General features: G+C 44.4%; 17 protein-coding genes and 1 riboswitch. Of the genes, 2 read left to right on the top strand and 15 right to left on the bottom strand.

Features of this window, described 5'->3' with window-relative positions; genetic code table 11:
• Positions 1–26: 26 nt before the first annotated feature.
• Positions 27–1649 (top strand): NADP-dependent glyceraldehyde-3-phosphate dehydrogenase, encoded by a 1623-nt coding sequence (locus AC1DP6_RS12990; protein ID WP_477055210.1) that lies wholly within the window; start codon positions 27–29, stop codon positions 1647–1649.
• Positions 1650–1708: 59 nt separating this feature from the next.
• Here AC1DP6_RS12990 and AC1DP6_RS12985 read toward each other — a convergent pair whose 3' ends face one another.
• From AC1DP6_RS12985 to AC1DP6_RS12915, 15 genes are all read right to left on the bottom strand, one after another.
• Positions 1709–1957 (bottom strand): cysteine-rich CWC family protein, encoded by a 249-nt coding sequence (locus AC1DP6_RS12985; RefSeq protein WP_477055209.1) that lies wholly within the window; start codon positions 1955–1957, stop codon positions 1709–1711.
• A 92-nt stretch (positions 1958–2049) separates the two neighbouring features.
• Positions 2050–2979 carry a hypothetical protein gene (locus AC1DP6_RS12980; protein WP_477055208.1) on the bottom strand — a complete coding sequence of 310 codons (930 nt, stop codon included), beginning with the start codon at positions 2977–2979 and terminating at the stop codon, positions 2050–2052.
• Positions 2980–3024: 45 nt separating this feature from the next.
• Positions 3025–4365 (bottom strand): DUF5074 domain-containing protein, encoded by a 1341-nt coding sequence (locus AC1DP6_RS12975; protein WP_477055207.1) that lies wholly within the window; start codon positions 4363–4365, stop codon positions 3025–3027.
• A 41-nt stretch (positions 4366–4406) separates the two neighbouring features.
• Positions 4407–5000, bottom strand: coding sequence for a DUF6580 family putative transport protein (locus AC1DP6_RS12970; protein ID WP_477055206.1), 594 nt, complete (start codon positions 4998–5000; stop codon positions 4407–4409).
• Between the two features lie 196 nt (positions 5001–5196).
• Positions 5197–5424, bottom strand: a riboswitch (cobalamin riboswitch).
• Between the two features lie 185 nt (positions 5425–5609).
• Positions 5610–8951, bottom strand: coding sequence for a TonB-dependent receptor (locus AC1DP6_RS12965; RefSeq protein WP_477055205.1), 3342 nt, complete (start codon positions 8949–8951; stop codon positions 5610–5612).
• 22 nt (positions 8952–8973) lie between these two features.
• Entirely contained in the window at positions 8974–9921 is a 948-nt protein-coding gene (locus AC1DP6_RS12960; protein ID WP_477055204.1) for a fasciclin domain-containing protein, read from the bottom strand.
• A gap of 24 nt (positions 9922–9945) precedes the next feature.
• Positions 9946–10989, bottom strand: a complete 1044-nt coding sequence (locus AC1DP6_RS12955) for a fasciclin domain-containing protein (RefSeq protein WP_477055203.1) — start codon at positions 10987–10989, stop codon at positions 9946–9948.
• A 12-nt stretch (positions 10990–11001) separates the two neighbouring features.
• Positions 11002–12270, bottom strand: a complete 1269-nt coding sequence (locus AC1DP6_RS12950; protein WP_477055202.1) for a fasciclin domain-containing protein — start codon at positions 12268–12270, stop codon at positions 11002–11004.
• A gap of 53 nt (positions 12271–12323) precedes the next feature.
• A complete protein-coding gene (locus AC1DP6_RS12945; protein WP_477055201.1) occupies positions 12324–13346 on the bottom strand; it encodes a fasciclin domain-containing protein in 1023 nt (340 codons plus the stop codon).
• Positions 13347–13364: 18 nt separating this feature from the next.
• Entirely contained in the window at positions 13365–14624 is a 1260-nt protein-coding gene (locus tag AC1DP6_RS12940; RefSeq protein ID WP_477055200.1) for a hypothetical protein, read from the bottom strand.
• A gap of 7 nt (positions 14625–14631) precedes the next feature.
• Positions 14632–16422 (bottom strand): hypothetical protein, encoded by a 1791-nt coding sequence (locus AC1DP6_RS12935; protein ID WP_477055199.1) that lies wholly within the window; start codon positions 16420–16422, stop codon positions 14632–14634.
• Between the two features lie 25 nt (positions 16423–16447).
• Positions 16448–19888 (bottom strand): TonB-dependent receptor, encoded by a 3441-nt coding sequence (locus AC1DP6_RS12930; RefSeq protein ID WP_477055198.1) that lies wholly within the window; start codon positions 19886–19888, stop codon positions 16448–16450.
• 49 nt (positions 19889–19937) lie between these two features.
• A complete protein-coding gene (locus AC1DP6_RS12925; protein WP_477055197.1) occupies positions 19938–20909 on the bottom strand; it encodes a FecR family protein in 972 nt (323 codons plus the stop codon).
• A 94-nt stretch (positions 20910–21003) separates the two neighbouring features.
• A complete protein-coding gene (locus AC1DP6_RS12920) occupies positions 21004–21576 on the bottom strand; it encodes an RNA polymerase sigma factor (RefSeq protein ID WP_477055196.1) in 573 nt (190 codons plus the stop codon).
• Positions 21577–21858: 282 nt separating this feature from the next.
• On the bottom strand, positions 21859–22572 hold the full coding sequence (locus AC1DP6_RS12915; protein ID WP_477055195.1) for a Crp/Fnr family transcriptional regulator: 714 nt from the start codon (positions 22570–22572) through the stop codon (positions 21859–21861).
• Between the two features lie 95 nt (positions 22573–22667).
• On the opposite strand from AC1DP6_RS12915, the gene AC1DP6_RS12910 reads away from it, so the two are divergent.
• Complete coding sequence (locus tag AC1DP6_RS12910; protein ID WP_477055194.1) at positions 22668–23072, top strand: biotin/lipoyl attachment domain-containing protein; 405 nt, start codon at positions 22668–22670, stop codon at positions 23070–23072.
• Positions 23073–23365 lie beyond the last annotated feature (293 nt).

Below are 23365 nucleotides of genomic sequence, written 5' to 3'. Positions count from 1 at the left end.
ACTTTGTACGCATAAAATTTTAACACATGAGTTTTCAAGATGAGCTGAAGAACCTCTTTGTTGAAGAAAATGAAATACCCGAAGAATTCCGTATTTCTGAAATTCATCAGAGAGAGTACCTGGTAAACGGGGAGATGAAACAATGGAATGGACCAGTGAGTGAGGTATATTCTCCTATTAATATCCCCACTGCGGATGGCCTGAAACGCAAGCTGATAGGCACTTACCCGCTGGGCACAGAAAAAGAAGCCTTCGAAGCACTGGATGCTGCCCTCGCAGCATATGATAACGGTCGCGGTGAATGGCCAACGATGGGACTGGATGGGCGCATCAACTGTCTCACTGTATTTGCCCGTAAAATGACGGAGCAACGCTCCCTGATCGTAAAACTGATCATGTGGGAAATCGGAAAATCCTATGCTGACTCTGTCAAGGAATTTGACCGCACCATAGAATATATTAACGCAACCATAGACGCGCTCAAGGAAATTGACCGCAGCTCGTCCCGCTTCGAAATCAAAGAAGGCACCATCGCACAGATCCGCCGTTCACCACTGGGTGTGGTACTTTGTATGGGACCATTCAACTACCCACTGAATGAAACCTTTACTACGCTGATTCCTGCGCTGCTAATGGGTAACACCATCCTCTTCAAACCGCCAAAACATGGTACCCTGGTGCATTATCCATTACTACGTGCATTCATGGAATCATTCCCGAAAGGTGTGGTGAACACCATATATGGTCGCGGCGCCTCCGTAATACCAGGCATCATGGCTACCGGTAACATCAACGTACTGGCCTTCATCGGCTCCAGTAAAGTGGCCAACGACCTGCGGAAACACCATCCCAAACTGAACCGCCTGCGTGCAGTACTCAGCCTGGATGCCAAGAATGCCGCTATCATCACGCAACATGCGGATATACAGGTGGCCGTAAATGAATGTATCCTGGGGGCATTATCGTATAACGGTCAACGTTGTACCGCCATCAAAATATTGTTTGTACACCGCTCCATTGCCAACGAATTCAATGCGCGTCTCAGTGAGTCTATCAGCAAAATGAAATTCGGTATGCCATGGGAGAAAGGCGTACAACTCACCCCCGTAGCGGAACCTGGCAAGCCTGCTTATATCCGTGAAGTGATTGAAGATGCGATCGCTCACGGTGCTGCCGTGATCAATGAAAATGGCGGCGCCAGCAATGAATCGTTTGTATTCCCTGCGGTGGTATACCCGGTAAATGATAAAATGAAACTCTATAAGGAAGAACAATTCGGACCCGTGATCCCCGTTGTACCTTATGATGAGATAGAAGAAACAATCGATTACCTGATCGAGTCAACACATGGCCAGCAGGTAAGCATCTTTAGTAACAATCCTGATGAAGTGGCTTCACTGATCGATCCATTGGTAAACCAGGTAAGCAGGGTGAATATCAACAGCCAGTGCCAGCGTGGACCGGATGTATTCCCCTTCACCGGCCGGAAAGACAGTGCAGAAGGTACGCTCTCTGTGCATGATGCGCTGCGTTCCTTCTCTATCCGCTCACTGGTAACTACCAAGATGAACGACACCAACAAAAAACTGCTGGAAGATATCGTGAAGCAACATAGCTCTGACTTCCTAAGTACTAATTTTATTTTCTAGTATAAGCCTATTTCAAGAAAGGCCTTGCAGCAGATAGCTGTAAGGCTTTTTTATTGGGGCTACTGATCTTTCTTAAAACGCAAAGGTGAAATATTCGTTAACCTGTCCTGGAACAGCTTCGCGTGATAGGCTGCCTTCATTTCTTTCAGGCAATTAAGACAGAGACAATCTGAAAATTGTTCCTGGATATAACTTCTTTCCAGATCATCCAATGGCAGCAAAGTACATTGGCAAATCAGAATGGATCCCACCTTGCACTGAAATTCGCTGTTACAGCGCGGACAATATTTCTGCTCATGTTCACACATACTCTACGGTTTTAATGAATCAGGATATGGTTCCATATAAAATAATGGGTTGCAGTTACACTACTGCAACCCATTTCACTTTAAATTACATCTTATAAATGAAGATCTCTTGCTCCTTTTACTTCTGTAGATATTTCACCTAACATCGTTCCTGCACTGCAGTTCTGACCGGTATATACCTTTACAAAATCAATGGCATTCAATGTTACTGCTGTACCACTGGCGTTTACAGCCCAGGAGATGTCGAAAGTATTATAGCCGAGTGTTGGATACTCGCTGGAATAACTATCGGAATATCCCCATGCGAACGCAAGATTGGTAATGATACCACCAGTTTGTAATGTATTTACAAGTTTGGTACCCGTAAAGGCGATTGAATCCTGGTTAGGCGCCATAGCCGGATAATAGTTGTTCGTAGTGTGATAAGCGTTAGCCTGCACATAACCGGTAGCTCCCTGGTTATCTTTCCACAACACACTGGTACCCACAGCATGAGGATTATAATAAGTGATACGATAGTTTTTGATAGTACCCGTTGCAGTATACTGACTACCGGCCAACTCATACCAGGTATCATCAGGAATGCCATTACCGTTGGTATCCTGGCTAACCATCACCACTCCCGGCTCTGACCACTGATAGGTGGGCCCTAAGGGATTACCATAAATACCCAAATCATTGCCGGCACTGTTCACTACAGAGTGATCAAATCCAAATACAATGTAGCCGCCAAAGCCACCAAGCGATACCAGGTTGCTGGTACTGCCCACCAGGCTTTGCGCTGCCGTGGTAGTACCATACGATGCATCATTGATAAACTGACCTGCGGCCGGCATGTACGTATATACATGGCTGATAAGGGGACTGCTGGTCAGTAAAGCRGGTCTTACCGTTACGTTGCTTACAAGTGAAGCGGAAGACTTCTTCATAGGTTCAAGACCGGCAGAAAGATTTTCTTTCTGACAGGCAGCCAACATTAAAAGACTACCAAGGCCTAAAGATGTCAAATAGGATTTTCGCATACTAATTATTGTTGAGGTTTAAAAAACAGTTAAATAGTTCCCATCTTAATAAAATACGGGAAGTGTAGGGAAATAATATCCGACATAACGTACTGTTTGTTTTAAAGAACCAGTAGTAGCATCATAGAATAACCATCTGTTATCATTACTGCTTCCCCACTCGTCCGTCAGCGTCAGCACCACGAGTTCTTTTGTTCTTTCATTGAACCTTACCGCCGAGCCATAGAAATATTGACCATTGGGAATCGTGATGAATGGCGTTGCAAAAGAAGCCTCGTTGCCGGCAGTGTATTTATATATTTTGGTTCCACTGTATTCCAGCGTACCACCAATACCAGGTCCGTCTTTACGTTCAGCAATGAATACTTCGTTACCGGATCTGCTGGTAGCGATACCGCCTGAATGCCATGACCATAAAGCCCAGGGGTTGGTTACTTTAAATGGTACGGGGGTTTCAGTCACAGCGAGACTAACAGGGTCAATACGTAACAGTGCGGAATCACCTGCCGCCCACACCGCGCCATCTTTGGTACGGGCAAAGCCTATAGTACCCTTGGGATATTTCTTTACGATACTGTAGTCTGATGTTTTTAATATAACGATACCATCATTTTGTGTAAGTACAAATACATAGTCTCCGGCTACCATCATATCACCAGCAGATGAATTAATGCCATCTATCTTAGTCCCTATGGTCGGACCAGTGAGGTTTACACGGTATACGCCATCTACTGCACTTAACAAACCTCTTGTATCATCTATTCCTGTAAAGGCATGACCTTCCTCCTGCGGAAGATGATCTACCCTGCCTGTTTCTTTCATGGTATATGCATCGGCTACCACCAGTGGACCACCTACTTTTACAGACATATACACCTTACCTTTATGGATGGTGGCAAACTGCAGTGTTGCACTGGTTGGGCCAAAATCTTTACCGGGATTTTCTGTTTTAAATACATCTTTAGCAATCTTATTACTATCATAACTATAATAGAATAAGTCGCCGGAAGTAGTTCCATACTGTCCTTCCTGTACTACCAAAAAGCCGTTTTCATACTTACCCCACACCTTTACCTGGTAGATCGCGGAGTCTGAAGCACCGGCATTGCTGGCTGTAAATACGATATGGTAATCCCCCCGGGCACTTGCCGTGAAAGTATATACCGAATCATTTCCGACTGCATTTCCATTTATTTTCCAACTGAAGGTCGCGCCAACGGGATTGTTTATCCTGGGATGATAAGAAAGCGTAGCGCCAATATGTATAGAATCTGCACCTCCGGTTTTGTCCACACCGGGACCGGGAATGGTGTCGTCATTTTTTTTACATGACATTGCCAGTGCTAAAATAGAAACTACAAAGAAAGTACTTCCCGAAAATCGCATGTTTATATATTTGATTGATGATTAAGCTACAGTTGTTTCAATTATGCATGTAATGCTTTGGGGTAGCGGTATTTCAGCATTTCAAAAGAACCAAAGAATACCGTTGAATAAAAAAGATTTGCCACGAGCATATTCTTTAAAAATGGTAAAGCGAGGTAATAACATTGCAACAAACCTGCAAGGTTGTACGTATAGGGTTTACCGGTAGTAATATTAATACCATGATTAATCCATACCCCGAAATCAGAAACGATCCAATGTATCAATCCGGCAGACAAAGCGGAAAGAAGTATGCGGAGAGGCGTTACTTTTTTGATGATCATTCTGCCTGCTGTTACCATGAGTGCAAAGGCGGCATAGTTCCATGCCCAGCCACTATAAAGCAATCCTGTAGCATATTCCGGATATATCACGTGAGATATGATGATATCGCTGATGAATAATGTTAGAATAGGAAAGGCATACGACTTGAAAAGATTACTGAAATAGGCGCCTGCAAAAAGGGCCATAGCGCCAATCGGTGTAAAGTTTGGATAGGGCATCAGATTACCCGCACCTAATACACGTATGAGGCCAGCACCTAAAATAAAAACAAGTAAAACAAGAAAACGTGGGTCAATTTTTTTATCAGTCATTGTTAATCGTTATTATAAAGGGAATAGGGATGCTGCATGAAGAAATCAAATGATCTCTCACGAAAGAAAACATACATGCTATAAGTGATGACATGCGCTATCAGGCACAGTCAATCAGATACAAAAATTCTTTTTTACCAAAATAAAAAACCGGAACACCGGGAAAAATACATCCATGTTCTTCACCCGAAAACATGATATATAGTTGCAAAGGGCAGGTCTTCTGGCTTTCCTGCTTTTTCGGTCGCCTTCCCGTTCCAGATAAGCGGAACAGTGGCAAGGAGGAATTAACTCCGAAAAAACGATACCTGTGGTCACACAGGCAGCAGGATTTACAGCTACGGGGATAGCTCCGGTTTTACACCGGATTCCCTTTTAATATTCTTGCATACATGCTAGAATAACCAGTTGCAGGCGCAAATTAATGAAAGCAGATGGTTTCTCCAAATTACGAATTACGAATTACGAATTACGAATTACGAATTACGAATTACGAATTACGAATTACGAATTACGAATTACGAATTGGTGAGTAGATAGTAAACGCGAAGATCAACATCGCTTATATCTACTCACCAATTCGTAATTCGTAATTCGTAATTCGTAATTCTACAAACTATATCGCAACCCTAACTGCATTTGCCAGCGCGAGGTCAACGGATCGATGGAGTAAGGCTTACCCGGATCCTTGAACTGGTAAAGCGGATACCCCTGCGAACTACGTGCAGGAATATACGGTTGCAAGCCGATACTGGCGGTCGAGTTATAGGTGTTGGGCGAAAAATAACTCCATCCCCATTCCTTGTTGAGCAGATTGGTGAAGTTCATGATGTCTACAGAAAACATAATAGTATGGCGGTCTTTCAATGGTTTCTCTTTAAAAAGCGTAAGTTCCTGTGAAAGGTGCAGATCAGCATTTACATTCCAGGGAGTTCTTCCGGTATTACGTTCTGTAAAATCGCCTCTGCGTGAACTTAAATATTTGTTGTTGTCAATGAAATGATCGAAAGCGGCTGCCTGCACCTGCGCAGTACTGATAATTGTATTTCCATCTGCCGCATATTGCGTAGCAAAGAAATTGATCGTTTCACCTTTTGCCGGTATATATGCCAGCGCGATCTGCTGCGGTGTATTTTGCGGCGTATAGTTAACGAATCCATAGGTAAACGGACTGCCTGATTGCGCCGAAAAGAAAATCGAAATCACACTGCGCCACCTGTCGGACCAGCGACGGTCGTATCCTGTCATAGCAATGATCCGATGCCTGATATCGAAGTTGGATAAAGACAGCGCAGGATCATTAGGATTCAGCGCCTGGTTCAGTTGCCAGTTCGATTCCATAGAATTCCGGATACCGTTGGAGATATCTTTCGATTTTCCATAGGTATAAGCAGCGGTGAAATGAAAGCCATTAGTAAATCTGCGACTTATTTTGGCCGTAAGACTGTATCTGAAACCTTTGTCAGTATTAGTAAGCAGGTATCCATTTGCCAACCGCGGATCAACGCTGCCTCCATATATCGGCTGCTTTCTCAAATGCTGTGCGGTGTCATATGCATAGTAGGAAGGATTATCTTTCAGATTGATTTGTATAAACCTTACATCTTTGATCGTTTTGGTATAGATACCCTCCAACGAATAATTGAATCCATGCTGATCGGTATAGTCCACTGCAAGACTGCTTCTCATGACAGCAGGCATCACGAAATTGTTGTCTATTACATCGATCTGTGTTTGTCCGGCATTGGGATCATTCACTACCCGGCCTTGCTGATGAGCAAAGGCGGCAATTCCATCATACGGACTGCTTTCCGGCCGCAGTAAAGGATCGGTGCCCGGTTGGAAAGGATTAGGCGGAACACCATTTGTTCGCAGATCGATGGACCCAAAGGAATTGCCGGTATTATAATAGGCGTATCCCAGCCATGCCAAAGGAATACGGCCCGTGAAAACACCTACTCCTCCCCTCAGTATCAGCGTGCGGCTTTCATTCAGGTCGGCCCTGAAACCAATCCGCGGCGATATCTGCGGTTGTGATAAATATTTCTGATTGATGTCACTCATAGGCGTGTAGGTATACGTGGTTCCGAAATACGGATCACGAAAAGCCTCCTTGGTACGGTTACTCAACGGCGCTTTACCCGGAATATTCGCCCAATCTATTCTAACACCCGGCATCACTTTAAATCGCGGCGAAACCCTGATTTCATCCTGCACATAGGCACTGAGGAAATTAACTTTAAAACTGGCCGGTGGATGGTTATACAGGTAGTCGCGGTTATTGTTGAAGTAATTAAAATTTCCCTGTACTCTTTGTGGGTTGTTGGACAGGAAGTCTTCAATGCTTTGATAGGTTACCCTGCCATTCCAACTGTTCACAAATCCATATCCGATATTATAAAACTCATTATGCGTACCAGCCGTGAGCGTATGTTTACCCATTCTAACGGTTACATTATCTGTAAACTCAAAGGTCTTTTGTCGCAGATTAAAAATAGAAGCTTCCCGGTCGGTGCCAAAGAAGATGGTCGTTCCCGGTGTGCGTCCTACAATCTGCACCTGTGGAAAATCTGCCCTGCTATTGGGTTCGCGATAATCGTGAATATCGGTATAACCGATAATGAGGTTGTTGGATACCCGGTTATTGATGCGGGACTTCAGCTCTATCACGGTGGAAGATTGATTATTGAGCTGTTTGAACCCGATACTGGAAAAACGAAAATTGAACTGATCTCTTTCCATTTRCATGGCTTCAGACAAAACAGTATTGTTGCGGATCACCAATTGATGACGATCGTTGATATTCCAGTCAAGCCGGTTGAAGATTTTTTTGGAACGCGCGAAAGTATTGTACAGCTGATGTTCTCCGGGGTCGAAATTATATTTGCTTTTACTGTGTTGTACAATTTGTGTAGCATCTTCCAGGCTTAAAATATTATCTGATCCGTTACTCCCTGCCACCTGTTGCACAGGTTCCCTTCTGTCTGTAATTTCTGCATTGGTGAAAAAGAACAGTTTGTCTTTGATGATGGGAAATCCCACCCTGGCCCCTGTTTGCAGATCATAGAAAGAAGATGGTAACGCTTTGCTGCTTTCGGTATTCGTTCTGTCAGGACCTACCAGTGAAGCATTTCGACCAAAAACATACACGGACCCATGTACTTCATTGGTACCTGACCTGGTAACAGCATTGATACTACCACCGGTGAAATTACCAATTTTGATATCAAAGGGAGAAAGGTATACCTGCATTTCTTCGATGGCATCCAGAGAAATCGGATTGGTGCGTGTAGAGCTGCCGGGCATGTTAGAGGTACCGGTTTGTCCACCTACAGAAGGACTGAATCCAATAGCATCATTGTTGATGGCGCCATCGAGGGTAACGTTGTTATAACGAAAATTACTGCCCGCAAAGCTATTATCTTTCGTGGCCTGTGGCACTACTCTCGTGATGTCGGTAATGCTGCGCGACATGGTGGGCATGGTTTGCACGATCTGGCGGCTGATCTGTTCTTCTGCTCCCAATCGGGTATTTTTGGATTTTCCTGAAGTAGCCGTAATCGTTATACCGGCCAGTCCCACCGTAGCTTCCTGTAATTGCAGCGATATGATTTGCGCATCTCCCAATGAAATTTTTGCAACGGTGGTATCTATTTTCTTCATACCTACATAGCTTACCTCCAGGTGATAGGGACCTCCTATTTTGAGATTACTGAAATAGAAGTGACCATCTTTAAGCGTAGAAAGATGGTACCGGGTAGCAGAAGGCAGGTGTGTAAGTGTTACCGCAGCAGCTTCCAGTCCTTTCTTTCCGGGCCTGGCTATCCAGCCTTCCAGTGCACCACCCGTTTCCTGCGCCCGGAGTGCCGGTGCGCAAAACAGCGACACGATAAATACCAGTACCGAAAGGTGCTTTGAAGCTTTATTCCGGGAGAAAAATATCTTTTTCATTATATCAGGAGGATTATAAAAATCAAGGTAAAATGATCTGATCGATCAGGTGGGCAACGCCATTGGTTGCTTTAATATTTGCTTGTATAATGTTGGGGGAGATGATATTGCTCCCTGCTTTCAGCTTAGTGGATCCAGGCTCGAGTGTGCCATTCATAAAGTAATCTGGCGTAAAAAAATATCCCTTCACAATGTGCATTCTAAGCAGACTACTAAGACCGCTGGAACTGAGCTGTGCAATGTCTTCCAAACTATTATAACCCAGTTTACGAAAAGCCGCATCCGTAGGACACAACACAGTAGATGTCATCCAGTTACTTTCAGGCAATCCGGTATCCAGTATCTTCCTGTAGTCTAATAAGGAGGACGGTTGTCCGGGTATAGGTGTAGTCCTTTCTAACGCTGCAGTCAGCATAGTCAGGTTCGGGTTGTTTTTAATCATTTCCCACAGTGTGATAGTTCCGGGAAATACCACGTTGTCCATTTTATGCACCACACCGTCGCCTAAATCGCTGGAGCGTGTTGCACCGGTACCGTTCAGAAAAAGGCCATAATAGTTGCGGGAAAGAATAGGATTAAACGTACTATCCATACACAGTGCACTCAACTTGAAATATCCCGCTACCGTAGCACTGCCCAGTCTACCGGATAAGATCTCACCATAAATAATCTTTCTTAAAGAGTCTTTATCAAAATTACTGATGGACTGTACCGTCATACCTGCCTTCGCAAAGGCGGCATCCGTAGGGGCAAAAAAACTAAATGGTCCTCTCTTCAGGTAGGAAGTATCTGCTGTAAGATGAATGCGGTTTAGCGCAGCATTAAAGCAGGATAATTCTGGGTCGGCTGCAATATATTCAAGGCAGGTTTGTTTGGCGGTATTAACGTCTTTATTCACCAGTTCTTTGGAACACGCGAATAATACCAGGGAAATCATCACTAAACCGGCGTAGCGTATCTTTTTAAACATATGGTCTTGTTTTGTCGTTGGGCATTATGGAAGAAGTATATTATCGATGTGATGTACCACGCCATTACCTGCCGGGAAATTGGCGAAATTATAGCGCTCGTAGCCCCACAAGTAGATCTTTGCCGGCGTGTTGTTTTTATTACCTGAAAAAGTGGTGGAATTATACGTTTGTGCATCTCCACCAATCACTAAGCGTTCCCCATTCAGCGTAGTAAGCGCATGATTGTCCGAAGTATCCGCCATGCGATGTATCCGGTCCAGAAAACAGCGGCCTTTCAGCAAATGGTACTTAAGCAATGTCGCCAGTTCGGTCGGATTCGTGGCCAGGATGCTGTCGGGAGTAGTAAGATTCAACCCCGGTTTAATGGCGCCTTTCTGTCGCATCGCTTCATTCACCGGCGCCAGCAGCGTGTATTCTCCTGTTTGTAACAAAGGGAGTAATCCGCCATGTTGCATCGCCAGTGCAAAGAGCGTCAGCGTGGTATCTCCCAATATAAACTGCTGTATGTTTGTCACATTCTCTGGCTGTATCACCTGTGTCAGCACCTGCAGTAATCCGTTACTGGTTTTGATATCTGTATCCGACAGCAGGACGCCATTCACCCGCGTGATGGTATCTGTACCAGGGAGGTAGCGGCTTACATACACATAGTGGCCATTGCCCGTCAAAACAGGCTGGTTGTCACCTAAGGGCAGTTTCCGGAATGACTGTACACCAGGTAGGGTGCTATAGTTTGCCATTGTAATGCACCAGTTGTTATCGTATTGTGATGAAGGAAGATCACTTATCCTTAGGCCCAGTGTACTAAAAGCAGCGTTGTCCGGCGCCAGAAAAGTAGATGCTCCGCTTCCTTTCAACAACTTCGTTTGCCCGGTATAAACCAACAATCTGTTGCAGATAGAAAAATTAAAATTATCTTCCAAAACATACCCCGTGCGGGTCCTGTCTATCACTTCCCCACCGGATGAAACGGGATCTTTACTACATCCGGGCAGGAGCTGCAAAAGAAATAGCGCAGCCAACCAGTAACCTATTGAACAAAACCTTGGTAGTTTCCGATGTATCATAAAACTGATTGCTTAATTGAAAGGGTAAAAAAGTTTATCTACCTTATAGATCATGCCGTTGTCGAGATTGTAATTATTCACCGGCTTCCATGGATCAGCATCCCGTGGTATCATTATTTTTTCCTGGTGGCTGCTCCACTGCACATAAGCGATTCCATTGCTGCCGGAAAACTGCAGATCATACGGGTATTTTACATAAGGCAACAACACTAACGCAGTGGGCCGGTTCATTTTATTAAAGATGCCATTATTGATTTTTCCTTTGAGCATGTCCGCATACAAAATGCGCACGGGATATTTTGACGCATAGTCCCCTGTGATGCCCTCCAATATATTCCGGCCAAGTAGCGTGTCGAGGGAGGAAAATCGGTAGTCAAACGTTATCTCCGAATAATCGTCATTTACCTGGGCTGTTACCCCAAATGGATATCTGTAGGCAAGGGTCCTCAGATCATCAACAGAGTGAAAACCTGCGTCATGAAATGCCTTATTGGTAGGTGCCAGCAACACAGGTGTGCTCTTCTGGTAAACAGTACCATCTACCGGATTTGTTTTCCGTTCCGAAAGCAATGGCTGGTCGAGTGGAGGAGAAAGAAAATCAAAAAACAACACCCCATCAAAATATGCATCGCTTCGCTTGATGCTATCCAGTAATATAACAGCATCCCGGTACATGCTTAGTTCGGGATCGGTATCAACAACGTCCCACATCGTTCTGCTTTCGTCCACAGCTGGTTTGGTAATCACTTTTCCAATCGGATAAATAAAGMCATTCGCCGTTGTTACGGGTGGAGTATTGCCTGCTACTGCATAGCTATTGACATACAACTGATCCCCCTTTTGTATGGATAACCACGCTGTTTTTATGATAAACTTTTGTTGAGGCACCAGCACCGTATCATTTTTCAAAGTGGGCAGAAACAGCGATACCATCAGGCTTTCGAATGCATGTTCATCATAGGCGCCTGCCAGAATATGATAGGAAACGATTTTGCGCAACGAATCAGGAGAAAGCTGCCCGATCTTATCTGCATTAAGTCCTGCCACCTGCATCGCCACATTTCCCGGCGCAAAAAGGGTGTACAGGTTATTCGTTTCGAGCATAGCGGCATACCCGGACTTATTCAGCACCTGGGAAAAAAGGCTCAACGAATCAATACCAGCAATTGCTTTCCCTAAATTCCCTTTCCCGGATTTTAACGAAGCAGATGGCTGAATAACGGAGTCGGAAGGTTTAAGACATCCTGCTGCCAGCATCAGGACAACCATCCATAGTATCATCACCCGTCCCTTGTTTATTGTATATTTTACGTACATACGAAATGTTATTAAGATTATCTGATCCGCGCACTGTCGGGAATTACCGGCAACTGGTCCAGCTGGTGAACAATTCCATTTACCGCCAGGTTACCAGGTTTGCTATAAAGCAGGTCTACCCAGTCACCAAAAAAAATAGTACGAAGACTATATTCCGGATCACGGTAATTAAGCGGCAATACCTTGATCCTGATACCGTTTCCGCTACCGCTCCTTACAATTGATAGCAATACATCGTCTTTCAGAAAAGGCCCGCTGGGCGCGGCAACTTTCATATCGGTCAGAAAAAAGAAAGCAGGACTCAGCACATAGCTATCGAATACCAGCTTTTTGTAATCCGCCACCTGCATATTATTGATACCATCTACATCCCAGTTATGCGAAGCAAATGCTTCATTGGTAGGCGCCAGTATTACACATGGTTTCCGGGCGCGTAGCGCATCCCATTGTCCGAATTTCTTCAATCCGGCTACGAAGCAACTATAATCAGGATTAAGTGAAAGAATATCCTGTACAGATCTTGCCGGGACTGTCAACGCTCTTTCCAACGCATGAATGACCCCATTTCGCGCATAGATGTTCTTTTTAACTACAGTAACACCATTCACATATAGATTTGTGTCCAGCGAGGTACTGGAAGTATACAGGCTATCCAGCGCCAGGGTAGGATATGGAAAATTATACGCCTGTGGAATCCCTGCACTGCCTATTTTCCCCGGCACTACGTGGTACAATATCAGTTTCTTTAAATCATCCGGCGACATCTTCCGCAAGCTATCGGCAGTAATACCGGATCGGCCAAAGGCGGCATTATCGGGAGCCAACAGCGTATAACCGCCGGCTTCATTATCCAGTAAAGTATCTGCGCCAGTTTTTTTCAGCGCTTCATAGAACATGCTGAAGGAAAAATTATTAGTCAGCAAACTTCTTAAACTAGCCGCGGCACTATCGGGCGGTGTTGCTTCTATCGCTTCTTTCTTAATACAACCTGCTGTTGTCAGCAAGAGCAGAAAAACAACGTATCTGATATAATCTCGCATCGCTTTTTCAATTATTTTTTATTGAGGAATTTCGTTGAATCCACGTTGCACCCGCATCATGTAAATCCTGTCATACACGATTTCCATGATGTTGAGCGTAGCAGATACCTGGTACTTGTTTCCTGCACTGGTGATTAAATTAAGATTAGGTGCCACGTTGACTTTAACCGGCTGATCCGGGCTGGAAAGAAAAGGGTCGTAGCGGTAGATATTGTATACAGCCGGATCGGCCGAGTATTGCACTACGGTGACTACCTTTCCGGGCCTTTCGCTGTCTCCGAAAGTAAATTCAACGTAAGGCAGCGAATTCAGTGCTCTGCCGGCAGTGTTCAGGTCGTCTACCCTGTAGTAGGTGCGCAACGTATCTTTTTCAAAAAAATAATTCCTCGGCAGCAACGGCAGCATCATATAGTTAATGTCCGTATTCATTTTCTCCGTCAGGTTCGTATAAAAAATATTATCGTAGCCGGGTAGCGATGGGTAGGTGCTGGTACTTCTATCCAGCGTCTTATAACTGTACCTTATACTGGTCTTTTCGGGAAAAACGGAGGCGAAGGAAAGTTCCGCCTGTTTGGGCATTACACCAGACAGATTAATGAATCCCACGTAAATTTTATCTTCTTCATAGGCCTGGTGCGTAAACTGTTCTTTTCTTACATACAATCCGAATTGATTCTTGTCAAGGTCACGACTAAGTATCTGTAACGTATATACTTCATCTTTTTCAAAATCAATTACCGTATCCACCAATACCTGGTTTCTTATTTCCTGCGACAGGTTAGGAAAGGCAATACTATTCCTCGGACGATTCACAAATACAATACGATGCTTTCCTGCCGGAATCTGTGCCCATGCGGAAAGGTCAAATCCATTGATAGCAGGCGCCGTTAATACATGCGCATTACCGGGATATTCATAATTCAGGGGAGTGGTGCTATAAACTTTTCTGCCATACCTGTCAATGACATACTGCCCTTCTGAACTATTACCGGCGTTGATAGGACGCGAGGTACTGTACAATTGCCTGGTGGTCAGAAAATCTCCCATCACCCCGGCGTTCACCGGAATACCATTGGCATCTGTTTCAGGGTCCATCAGGAACGTAAAAAAAGAAGAAACCCCACCGCCCTGTAACACATCGGGTACAACAGCTACCGAATTGAATACCCTCATATAAGCCGTATCTGTGCCGGGATCCAGTTCCTTGTATTTATAACAACCAGCCAGGAGTAATACCATCGGCACTATAAAAAACAGGTATGTTATTCTATTGCTCATGAATCGCTTATTTATTGTGTTTGATAACAATTAACCGGGCTTTGGCGCCGGCTATTCCACCCACTAACGCCATCGTGTATACGCCGTTTTCGGCCGGTGGTTTCATATTGGGACTGGAGTACATCCGGTCGTTGGCGGTAAAAGTATTAATGCAGGTAACCGGGGTAATGTCCGTCAGTAAAATGCCCGGCGACTGGCCAGCAGCAGTATTATTCACCCAGATTTTAACCGGGAAGTAACTGATGTCTGGCCCATAGTCCGGGGTACCATCGGCCCTATATCCTATCGGGTTGGGCAGTGGATAAATGACGCTGCCATTTTTGGGAGGAACCACACCCGGCATCAGGTTACGGTATGCCGATGGGAAACGCAAGGTATCGGGATAAATATACTCGGGCAGAAAAAGCTGACCGTTGTTGGTGAAGGTGATGACTGGTTGTTCGTTGCAAAAGTTCATGAAGCGGCTCTGCCAGGCATAGGTAAATCTGAGTCGCCGGCGTTCTCCGTCTGTACCATCATCCGGCCCCAGCACCCCACTGGGATCAGCACCGGTTTTATAGATGGTATTGGTCATGTCGTTGGAAGTAAAAACCAGTTGTGTCTTTCCGGCTTTGTCCTGATACGCCCAGATTGTATTGTTGTCAAATGGATATACCTGGTGCGTGGTGGCTGCCAGCACATTGCCCGCTTCGTCCAGTGCCTGAATAGTATGACTACCCTGTATCACCGTATGATATATCGCAGGTACTGCTTTATCCCGGAAGATGTTGCCGATATAGTCCAGCGGACCTTCACTCATTGAATGGCCATCTATCTTTATCGTTATTTTCTTCCCTGGAATGGTATTCACGGCATTCAGGCGTGCATAGGTGAGATTAACACCCGGATCAAGGTCTGTGATAACCTGATAGGCGTTGGCCTTTCGCGATTCCCGGCCAGTGGCGCCTCCGCAGGTATAGTCGTAGGTAAACAGGCTGTTAATCACCATAATAGTATAAACTCCCCCTGGCTTAAAGGTGACCACCGGGGGCATAAAACCTTCCTGTGGTAATACACCAGGAATACAATAGTTGAATGCCGGGAGAATATTATCTGTTACCAGTTGCTTTTTAAAATCAACGATCCCTCCTGCTCCTGCAAATAATTTGAATTGATAAGCACCATAAGGTATTTCAACATATGCAGAAGAGGCCCCATTGGCAATCCCTTTCAACTGCGGATCTACGCTGGCGCCATCCGCAAACGTGAGTGATACAGGTCCTCCCAGATTGAATGCAGAATTGGGATCTCCCAGGTTCACGATGCGGATCTTAAAATTCTGAGGATTCACCGGCGGTGTATTGTTACGCGGAAAGCTCACTATTTTACCGGTAGGTAACAGGTAAAAATCCATGGGATTCACGGGATCATTTTTTATCAACGTGTCCTTAAACGTTACTTCACTATTCACACTCGGTATAGAAAGATAAGCTCCGCCGGATTTATCGAGCAATGCGGTGGGTATAGAAAAAGATGTTTTATTTTTCCAGATGCCATCCGGAAAGATCTGTTTGCCAATCGCTGAGATATTCAGCTCTTCCGTGGTGGTGCCTCTGGGCGCGGCGAGCACTATGTTATTCACCACTACGGACTGATCACGCTGACTGATATTGAATAAACGGATATTAGAGTTGGTAAGGTTGAGCAGGTTATCCTGCGGTATCACGGCTGATAATTTTGTTTTTGTACAGCCCATGTTTATACCTACACAAAACAGGAATAACAGATGCCATAAGCGATGTTGCAGATAACAGTACATGACGCTTTATTTTTAAGAATTATTTTTATAAGATTTTGTACGCAATACCCAATGAAAACTCCGAGCCTCGCTTGTACTGTCTGTATATATAAGTGCTGCCATGATATTGACCATTGTTGCCTGCATTGGTATATACCTGACGATAGTAGGGATCCAGCATATTTTTAGCAAACCCTTTCACCTGAAAATACTTGCCTAACTGTTGTGAAAACACGAAGTCGAGCATGGGTACCGGGCGGTCAAAAATATCGGGGGTACCGTCCAACTGCACTTGTACCAGTCTCGCTCCTACTATATTGAAGTTGCAGGATATATTGGTGAGTGTTTTAGGATTATTATAGTCCAATGCGGTATTGATGGAATAAGGTGCCTGTTCAAAAACCGGGCTGGTAGCAGGTGAACGGCGATCGTTAATCCGCGATGCTTCCAGTCGCTGCGGGCTCTTTTCAATCCGGCTCATGGCCAGCATAATGTTGGCATTAAAGAACAGGTATTTCAATGAAGGTGACAGGAAGCCCAGGTTGCGGCGCCATTCAAATTCTGTTCCGTATACCTGACCTTCATTGGGATCGTTCTGAAAATTAATTAGCGGAAACTCCGGTGATGTAGACAGACTTCCCTGAGATTTGTAGTTAAACACTTTCTGCAGCTGATGACGGATCGACTTCGAAAATGCAGAAACAGCCAGCACCTCATTCGGCGCGGTGAACCACTCCCAGCGGAAGTCCATACTGCGGGTAAGCTGATTTTGCAGACCAGGATTACCGCCTACTACCGCAAACTGGAATGGATCGAAGGAATAGATATTGGTGAGTTCACGTAATTCTGGTCTTGCCAAAGATGTACTGTAAGCCAGTCGTACGTTCATATTGTCCTTTACTGCATAAGTGATGTTGGCTGAATAATACGGTTTATAGTCTACCACATAATTTGAGAAAGGCCTATCAGTCACATTTTTGATGCTTACACCGGGCAAATTGGAGGCGAGGTCTAACAACGGCGGCAGGTATACCTGGTTCGTATCTACGGTGGCATTAATAACAGTAGATTCGAAACGCACGCCACCGGCTATACGTAACCGGGAGCCCACATGGGCATCGGTCATGAAATAAAAAGCTCTTGTTTCATAGGTACCGGTATAATTGTTGGGTGATTTTTTTATCTGGTATAAAAATCCTCCTACCCTGGGTTGCCCTTCCTCATCATAGGAAGAAGGCCCTTTCAGGCCGATATAGCGCGTAGAAACCAACTGATTGATATCTCCCTTCACGGCACCCAGCAAATTGCCTCCACCGCCTAAACTACTGCCCGGAAGGCCCAATATATTTTCCTGGTAGTCACGCTCCCGCCGCAGAAAGGCGCCACCTATCCGGATGATCTGCTGAAAGCCGCCTACCATAAAGGGTTGCGTCAGATCTGCCTTGGCATTGTAATTATCTTCATTCAGCTTCCTGTATTGGCGCCCGTTGGGATCGGCAATGATGGCACTCGAATAGTCATTGCCCAAACCATGCGTTAACCCCGTAACAAAAGCATAAGTATCTGAACCAATGCCGGCGCCATTCGGATTCATTTGTTGTACCGTTCTCAGCTGCGCATAGTTGCTCGAACGGAAATCAGGTTCATCCTGTATGGTTTTGGACGTGCTGAGATTATAGGTTAAACGGGGCGACCATTCTTTGTTCAGGAATTTATGTTCTCCCTGTATGTTGTAAGTATCAAAGGTGCGATAGGATAGTTTTAACTGGTTAATAATGTTGTATACCGGGAAATTAAGTCCTGTATTTTTCCACTGCCCTGTAAGGTTGCTGGCAATAGCTTCCGCGCCACGGCTGCCCACAAATTGAAATTGCAGCACATGACGGGGATTGAACTGGTAAGCCAGACCAATGAGTCCGCCGTAATTGATGGTACGTTTACCAGTATTCTCACTATAACCAATATAATGGCCAAGCCGCTGGTAAGCCGGTGAAATAAAATCAGGTATATGCAGCTGATTGAAGATCTTACTCGACCCGGTCACTACGCCCTGGTACAGGCTATACTGATTCCGTTCGCCATTGTAAATGTCTTCGTATCGCTGATAATAATTGGCGCTCAGGATAAGTCCCAACTTATGTCCGTTAAAAACTTTGTAGGAGTTTCCAAATGAAATGCTGTACAACTGATTCGGACTTGCCTTTTTATAGCTGGTCGTCAGCACCGGGTCGATCCCCTGCATGATGCTGTTGATCCGCATGGACTCCTTCGCCAATGCAGGGTTATTGCGGCTCTGGATAAACACTTCCTGCATCTGAATCAAACCACCCGGATACTGATTCGACAGTTGCAGGAAATCAGGCGTGAGCGAATGCGTTTTTACCTTTTGTCCCCAGAAGCCAACGTTATCATTATAGAAGCCGTTATACTGCCCATTAAGACCGATGTTCGTATTAAATCCTACCTGGGCGGTTACCTCTAGTGTTTGTTTCGTAGGGACTGATTTCGTTTTCAATTCAACGATACCAGCGGCTGCATCGGCGGCCCTGTCGGGAGACAGTGTTTTATATACAGTGATATTATCCAGCAAACCGGCCGGAATCAGGTCGAGCGGAACCGTGCTGCGATCGGGGTCCGATGAAGAGAGCCTCGCTCCATTCAGCTCGGCAATAACGCTTCGGTCGCCGAGTCCACGTATGGCCACATACTTATCGTCTGTGATCGATACCCCGGTAACCCTTTGCAACGCCTGCGTAGTGGTGATGCTGGCCGTTCTTTCTATCTGCTGCGCAGAAATACCATCTGAAATCACCGCTGCTTTTCTCCGCTCGGCGAGCAGGGAAGCATCTGTATTATGGTTTCTGATCGCAGAAACCGTTACTTCACTGAGCCTGTTTTTAGACTGTACGAGCTTAATGGCCAGGAAGGCGCTACTACTGGCCACCACTTCCTGCCGGTCATATCCCACATGACTTATGACTATCCGCGTATTGGCAGCGCCATTGCTGAGACTGAACATTCCTTTTTCATTGGTAGCAGTCCCCTTATTGGAATTACCAATAGTGATGGTAGTACCTGGTAAAGGATCTCCATTTTCCGCATCGGTGACAAGGCCATGAATGTTAGTTGAACTGCCTTCTTCAAAGGTGCTTTTCGGTTCGCTTTTTTTGTCGATTCTCAGGATGATCTTAACGGGTGAAAAGATGCTATATTCAATATTGGCTTGTACGCGAATCGCGTCCAGTACATCTTGCAGGGAAACAGACTGCGCTTTGAACTTTATTGTTACGGGTAATTTTTCTATGACATCTTTACCATAGGAAAAGCGTATATCCGTTTGCGTTTCAATCGCCTTTGCCAATTCACCTACTGTCAGTTGTGTTTTTTGAAGGCGAATCTTTTGCTGCGTCTGTGCCTGCATCCGCACCATGAACATTACCGAAAAGAGCAGGAGAACAAAATGCCTGATAAATTTTCTGTGCCGCATTATAATTATTTCTACAGTTTATATTGTTGGATTTGTTTACAGGAATCTTTTAATAAATAGTGATGTGTTGTCCGGTCATTTTGTAATTGTTTCCCAATGTTTGAGAAAGCAGACGCATTACATCCTGAATAGATAAGTTGGTTTCGAAATGCATGGTGACCTTTTCTGCATTCCATTTATTACCGGCTATGGTCACCGGCATTTTATACCATTGGCTGATAGTTTGTAACATTTCCGGTAAGGGAGTTTGATCGAAATAAAAATCACCGTTCCACCAGCTACAGATGCTGGCTGCATTGACGCTATCTACGGTTCCTACAGGATCGGCCTGCGATACATCTACGCTCAGCCGCTTGTTCATGGTAAGTTCTGTCAGTTGGCGCCCTTTATAGGCCACAGCGACCTTACCCGTTTTCACCACTACGGTGGGATGTTGATGGGAAAGCGTATTCACTTCAAAGGAGGTACCCAATACGCGGGTTTGCAGTTCCCCTGACGCTACATAAAAAGCCTTGCTCTCGTCAGGTTTTACATCGAAAAATACGCGGCCCGTTACTTTTACTTTCCGGTCCGACTGATTGTAATTGTCAGGCACCTCTATTACAGATCCAGGGAATAAACAGGCATCTGATCCATCCGGTAATTTATAATGCAGTGCACTACCCTCTTTGGCGATGATGGAAGCATAGACGGGCGTTCTCTCCTGATGCCTTCCGGCGATATATTTAATGATACCTGCTGCCATCAATAAAAAGAGCAGCGAGGCGGCGATCCGCAGGAGAGGCTTTTGTCTGAATAGGGCAACCATACCGCGTTTACGGACAGGTGCTTCCTCCACACCAATGCCTGCCATGATGTTCTTCCAAAAATATTGGGTCAGCTCTTCTCTTTTTAAAGGAGTCAGATCAGCTGCCTCGGCTGTTGGACGATCGAGCCAGTCCTCAATCCGTTTCTTTTCTTCCTTTGATGCGTTACCCGCGAGGTATTTGTCGATTAAAATCTCCAGTTCAGATAGTTTCATATAGCTATGCTTACATACAAGCGTACAAAACGCAGCATTTTAACTATCCGGGGTGTATTACGAAATTGTTAACAAGGGTAAAGCGACATAAAAATCAGAGTTGACTAAAGAGTATGGCGGTCAGGATAGCTTCTCCCAGACCCACTTTCATCTTCTTAATAGCCGTATTAAGCTGGTTGCGCACACTTTGTTCTGAGAGCTGTAGTTGTAGTGAAATTTCCCTGATCGTAAGGTTTTGTTCCCGGGCCATTTTGAAGATTTCTTTCATTCTTTTAGGCAACTTTTCTTCTTCCCTCTTCACCAGCAGATCTATTTCCTGCGCTTCCATCGGTGTGAGGGTTTCCTCAAATGCCGGCAGTATAGTGTTGATAAGGATTTCCTGCTTTTCACGGGCTTTTATGGATCTGGAAATAAAAGAGAGGAGTTCGTAACGGGCAATACTGAACAGATAGGCTTCTACGGATGTTTGTATGATAATCTGGTTACGTTTCAGCCAGAATGAGATGAAGATATTCTGGATGAGATCTTTGGCGTCATCTTCGGAATTGAGCTTCTTGTAGGCGTATAAATAAAGTCTTTCCCAGTACTTTTTGAACAAAAGGTTGAACGCTTGTACGTCATCCTGTTTCATTTGACGGAACACTTCAATTTCCTGATCAGCATTCATAAAAGCCTGGGTTTTGACAAACAAAGGTAGGAATGCGATATAGATGTGGGAAGACGTGAATCTTATGTTATTATTAATTTTAGTGATTACTCCTACCTGGAAACAGGTAGCAGGATGACCATATGCTATCTTAATTCGTATTCAACACCATTACCCTTCAAATCTGCCACCCTAAAGAAATTGAGTCGCTCAAGCAATTTTATTGCGCGCTCATTTTGTTGCGCTGTTCATTTAAATCAACACTATAGTTTGCATTTACAGAGGGGCAAAAGTTATTCACAATTAACTCAGGCCACAACCTGACACCTTAATAAGCTGCTTGATGTCTTTAATACAGATCTTCCTGCTATGTGATGTTAAAATACCGGCAGCTTTAAACTCTGTTAGAAATCTAACAATATTCTCCTTACCGGTACCTACCATATTTGCCAGATCGCTACGGGAAAGATTAATCATAATATCTTCCCCTGCAACTGTTTCCTGTTTAAATTTTTCACGCAAAACAATTAATGTGATTGCAAGTCTCTCTTTAACAGAACGCTGTGCAAATACAGAAATGCTATTTGCCAATACGGTGAATTCATGACTCAGAGCTTTGAGTAATCTACGCGGCAACACGGTGGATCTTCCCATAATAGTCATAAAATCTTCTTTGGGTATGAATGCAATGACACTTTCTTCTAATGTAGCAGCAGAGTCAGGATAACGCTCATCGGCCAAAATAGCGTGATATCCGATTAATTCCCCTGCATTGGCAACGTATATAATCTGTTCCCTGCCAGTTTGATCAACCTGGTATTTTTTAACCTTACCTTTTTTTACAAAGAAAATACCGGAAGCAACAGCTCCCTCTCTAAATATAACTTCTCCTTTCCCATATCGTTGCTCCTGCATGTGGGAATAAAGATCGGCACATTCATCCTCCGGTAGATTAGTCAGAATGGACTGAGATTTAAAATTCCACTTATAAATAGGAAACAGACCGTCTAAACTCATAATAATTGACGCATTGGGCTAAAAAGTGATTTTTTGCAGGTTTTTAATTGAAAAGTATCAATGAAACCAAATGCCATCAAAGGTACCTTTGCAATATGAAAATATCAACTATTTCTCGGCCGAGAATCAATTTCACAAATAATCATGAGTGGATTGATTTAAACGGAAGCGTTGGGTTTGTAGGTGTTTCTGCACACAGACTAAAAGGAATTAAAAATATAGTTAATATAATATGGTATAATCCGAAAGGCATCATTGATAAAGGAACCATTATTGCTGAGATCTATACCGGTGACCAAATTATACCTATACATGCTCCTCTTGGTTGTAAATATCTTGGCCGGAATCAAAAATTATCCGGGAATCTAAATCTTATATTAGAAAGTCCGCAAGACAATGGCTGGGTATTTTTCGTGACCCCACTTAAATTCCACAACCAGGACCCGCTTCTTTCACCTGAAAACTATCAGAAATTAGTCCGATCCAAAGTTCCCAATTGATTATTTAATCATAATGCGAAACACCTTGGTGAAACTTAACGGATAGTATTAGCGGGCATCTTACCTCTCAAATGTAGTACCGAGCATTGAAGCTGTTGCCGCTTCGTCCTTATCTGCATCAGAAATGCATTTATCAGGCATATAYATGAAGATCAGAAGAAAATATTGTGATGAAGAAATCTAATTTTATTACCGGCATTTTGGGAAATAAATGCCCTCGTTGCAGAAAAGGAAAATTGTTTAAAAATGATAATCCATATGAGCTGAAGAAGGTCCTGGATATGTACGATAAC

It is taken from the genome of Chitinophaga sp. 01L420, assembly GCF_056399985.1.
The sequence above is the reverse complement of the archived record's forward strand: the minus strand, read 5'-3'. Positions and strand labels throughout refer to the sequence as shown.

What these genes read in the sequence shown, in the direction of transcription:
- AC1DP6_RS12955 (WP_477055203.1), bottom strand. Translation starts at nt 10,989, where the DNA reads ATGATACATCGGAAACTACCAAGGTTTTGTTCAATAGGTTACTGGTTG.
- AC1DP6_RS12940 (WP_477055200.1), bottom strand. Translation starts at nt 14,624, where the DNA reads ATGAGCAATAGAATAACATACCTGTTTTTTATAGTGCCGATGGTATTA.
- AC1DP6_RS12935 (WP_477055199.1), bottom strand. Translation starts at nt 16,422, where the DNA reads ATGTACTGTTATCTGCAACATCGCTTATGGCATCTGTTATTCCTGTTT.
- AC1DP6_RS12930 (WP_477055198.1), bottom strand. Translation starts at nt 19,888, where the DNA reads ATGCGGCACAGAAAATTTATCAGGCATTTTGTTCTCCTGCTCTTTTCG.
- AC1DP6_RS12990 (WP_477055210.1), top strand. Translation starts at nt 27, where the DNA reads ATGAGTTTTCAAGATGAGCTGAAGAACCTCTTTGTTGAAGAAAATGAA.
- AC1DP6_RS12915 (WP_477055195.1), bottom strand. Translation starts at nt 22,572, where the DNA reads ATGAGTTTAGACGGTCTGTTTCCTATTTATAAGTGGAATTTTAAATCT.
- AC1DP6_RS12910 (WP_477055194.1), top strand. Translation starts at nt 22,668, where the DNA reads ATGAAAATATCAACTATTTCTCGGCCGAGAATCAATTTCACAAATAAT.
- AC1DP6_RS12925 (WP_477055197.1), bottom strand. Translation starts at nt 20,909, where the DNA reads ATGAAACTATCTGAACTGGAGATTTTAATCGACAAATACCTCGCGGGT.
- AC1DP6_RS12945 (WP_477055201.1), bottom strand. Translation starts at nt 13,346, where the DNA reads ATGCGAGATTATATCAGATACGTTGTTTTTCTGCTCTTGCTGACAACA.
- AC1DP6_RS12970 (WP_477055206.1), bottom strand. Translation starts at nt 5,000, where the DNA reads ATGACTGATAAAAAAATTGACCCACGTTTTCTTGTTTTACTTGTTTTT.
- AC1DP6_RS12960 (WP_477055204.1), bottom strand. Translation starts at nt 9,921, where the DNA reads ATGTTTAAAAAGATACGCTACGCCGGTTTAGTGATGATTTCCCTGGTA.
- AC1DP6_RS12975 (WP_477055207.1), bottom strand. Translation starts at nt 4,365, where the DNA reads ATGCGATTTTCGGGAAGTACTTTCTTTGTAGTTTCTATTTTAGCACTG.
- AC1DP6_RS12985 (WP_477055209.1), bottom strand. Translation starts at nt 1,957, where the DNA reads ATGTGTGAACATGAGCAGAAATATTGTCCGCGCTGTAACAGCGAATTT.
- AC1DP6_RS12920 (WP_477055196.1), bottom strand. Translation starts at nt 21,576, where the DNA reads ATGAATGCTGATCAGGAAATTGAAGTGTTCCGTCAAATGAAACAGGAT.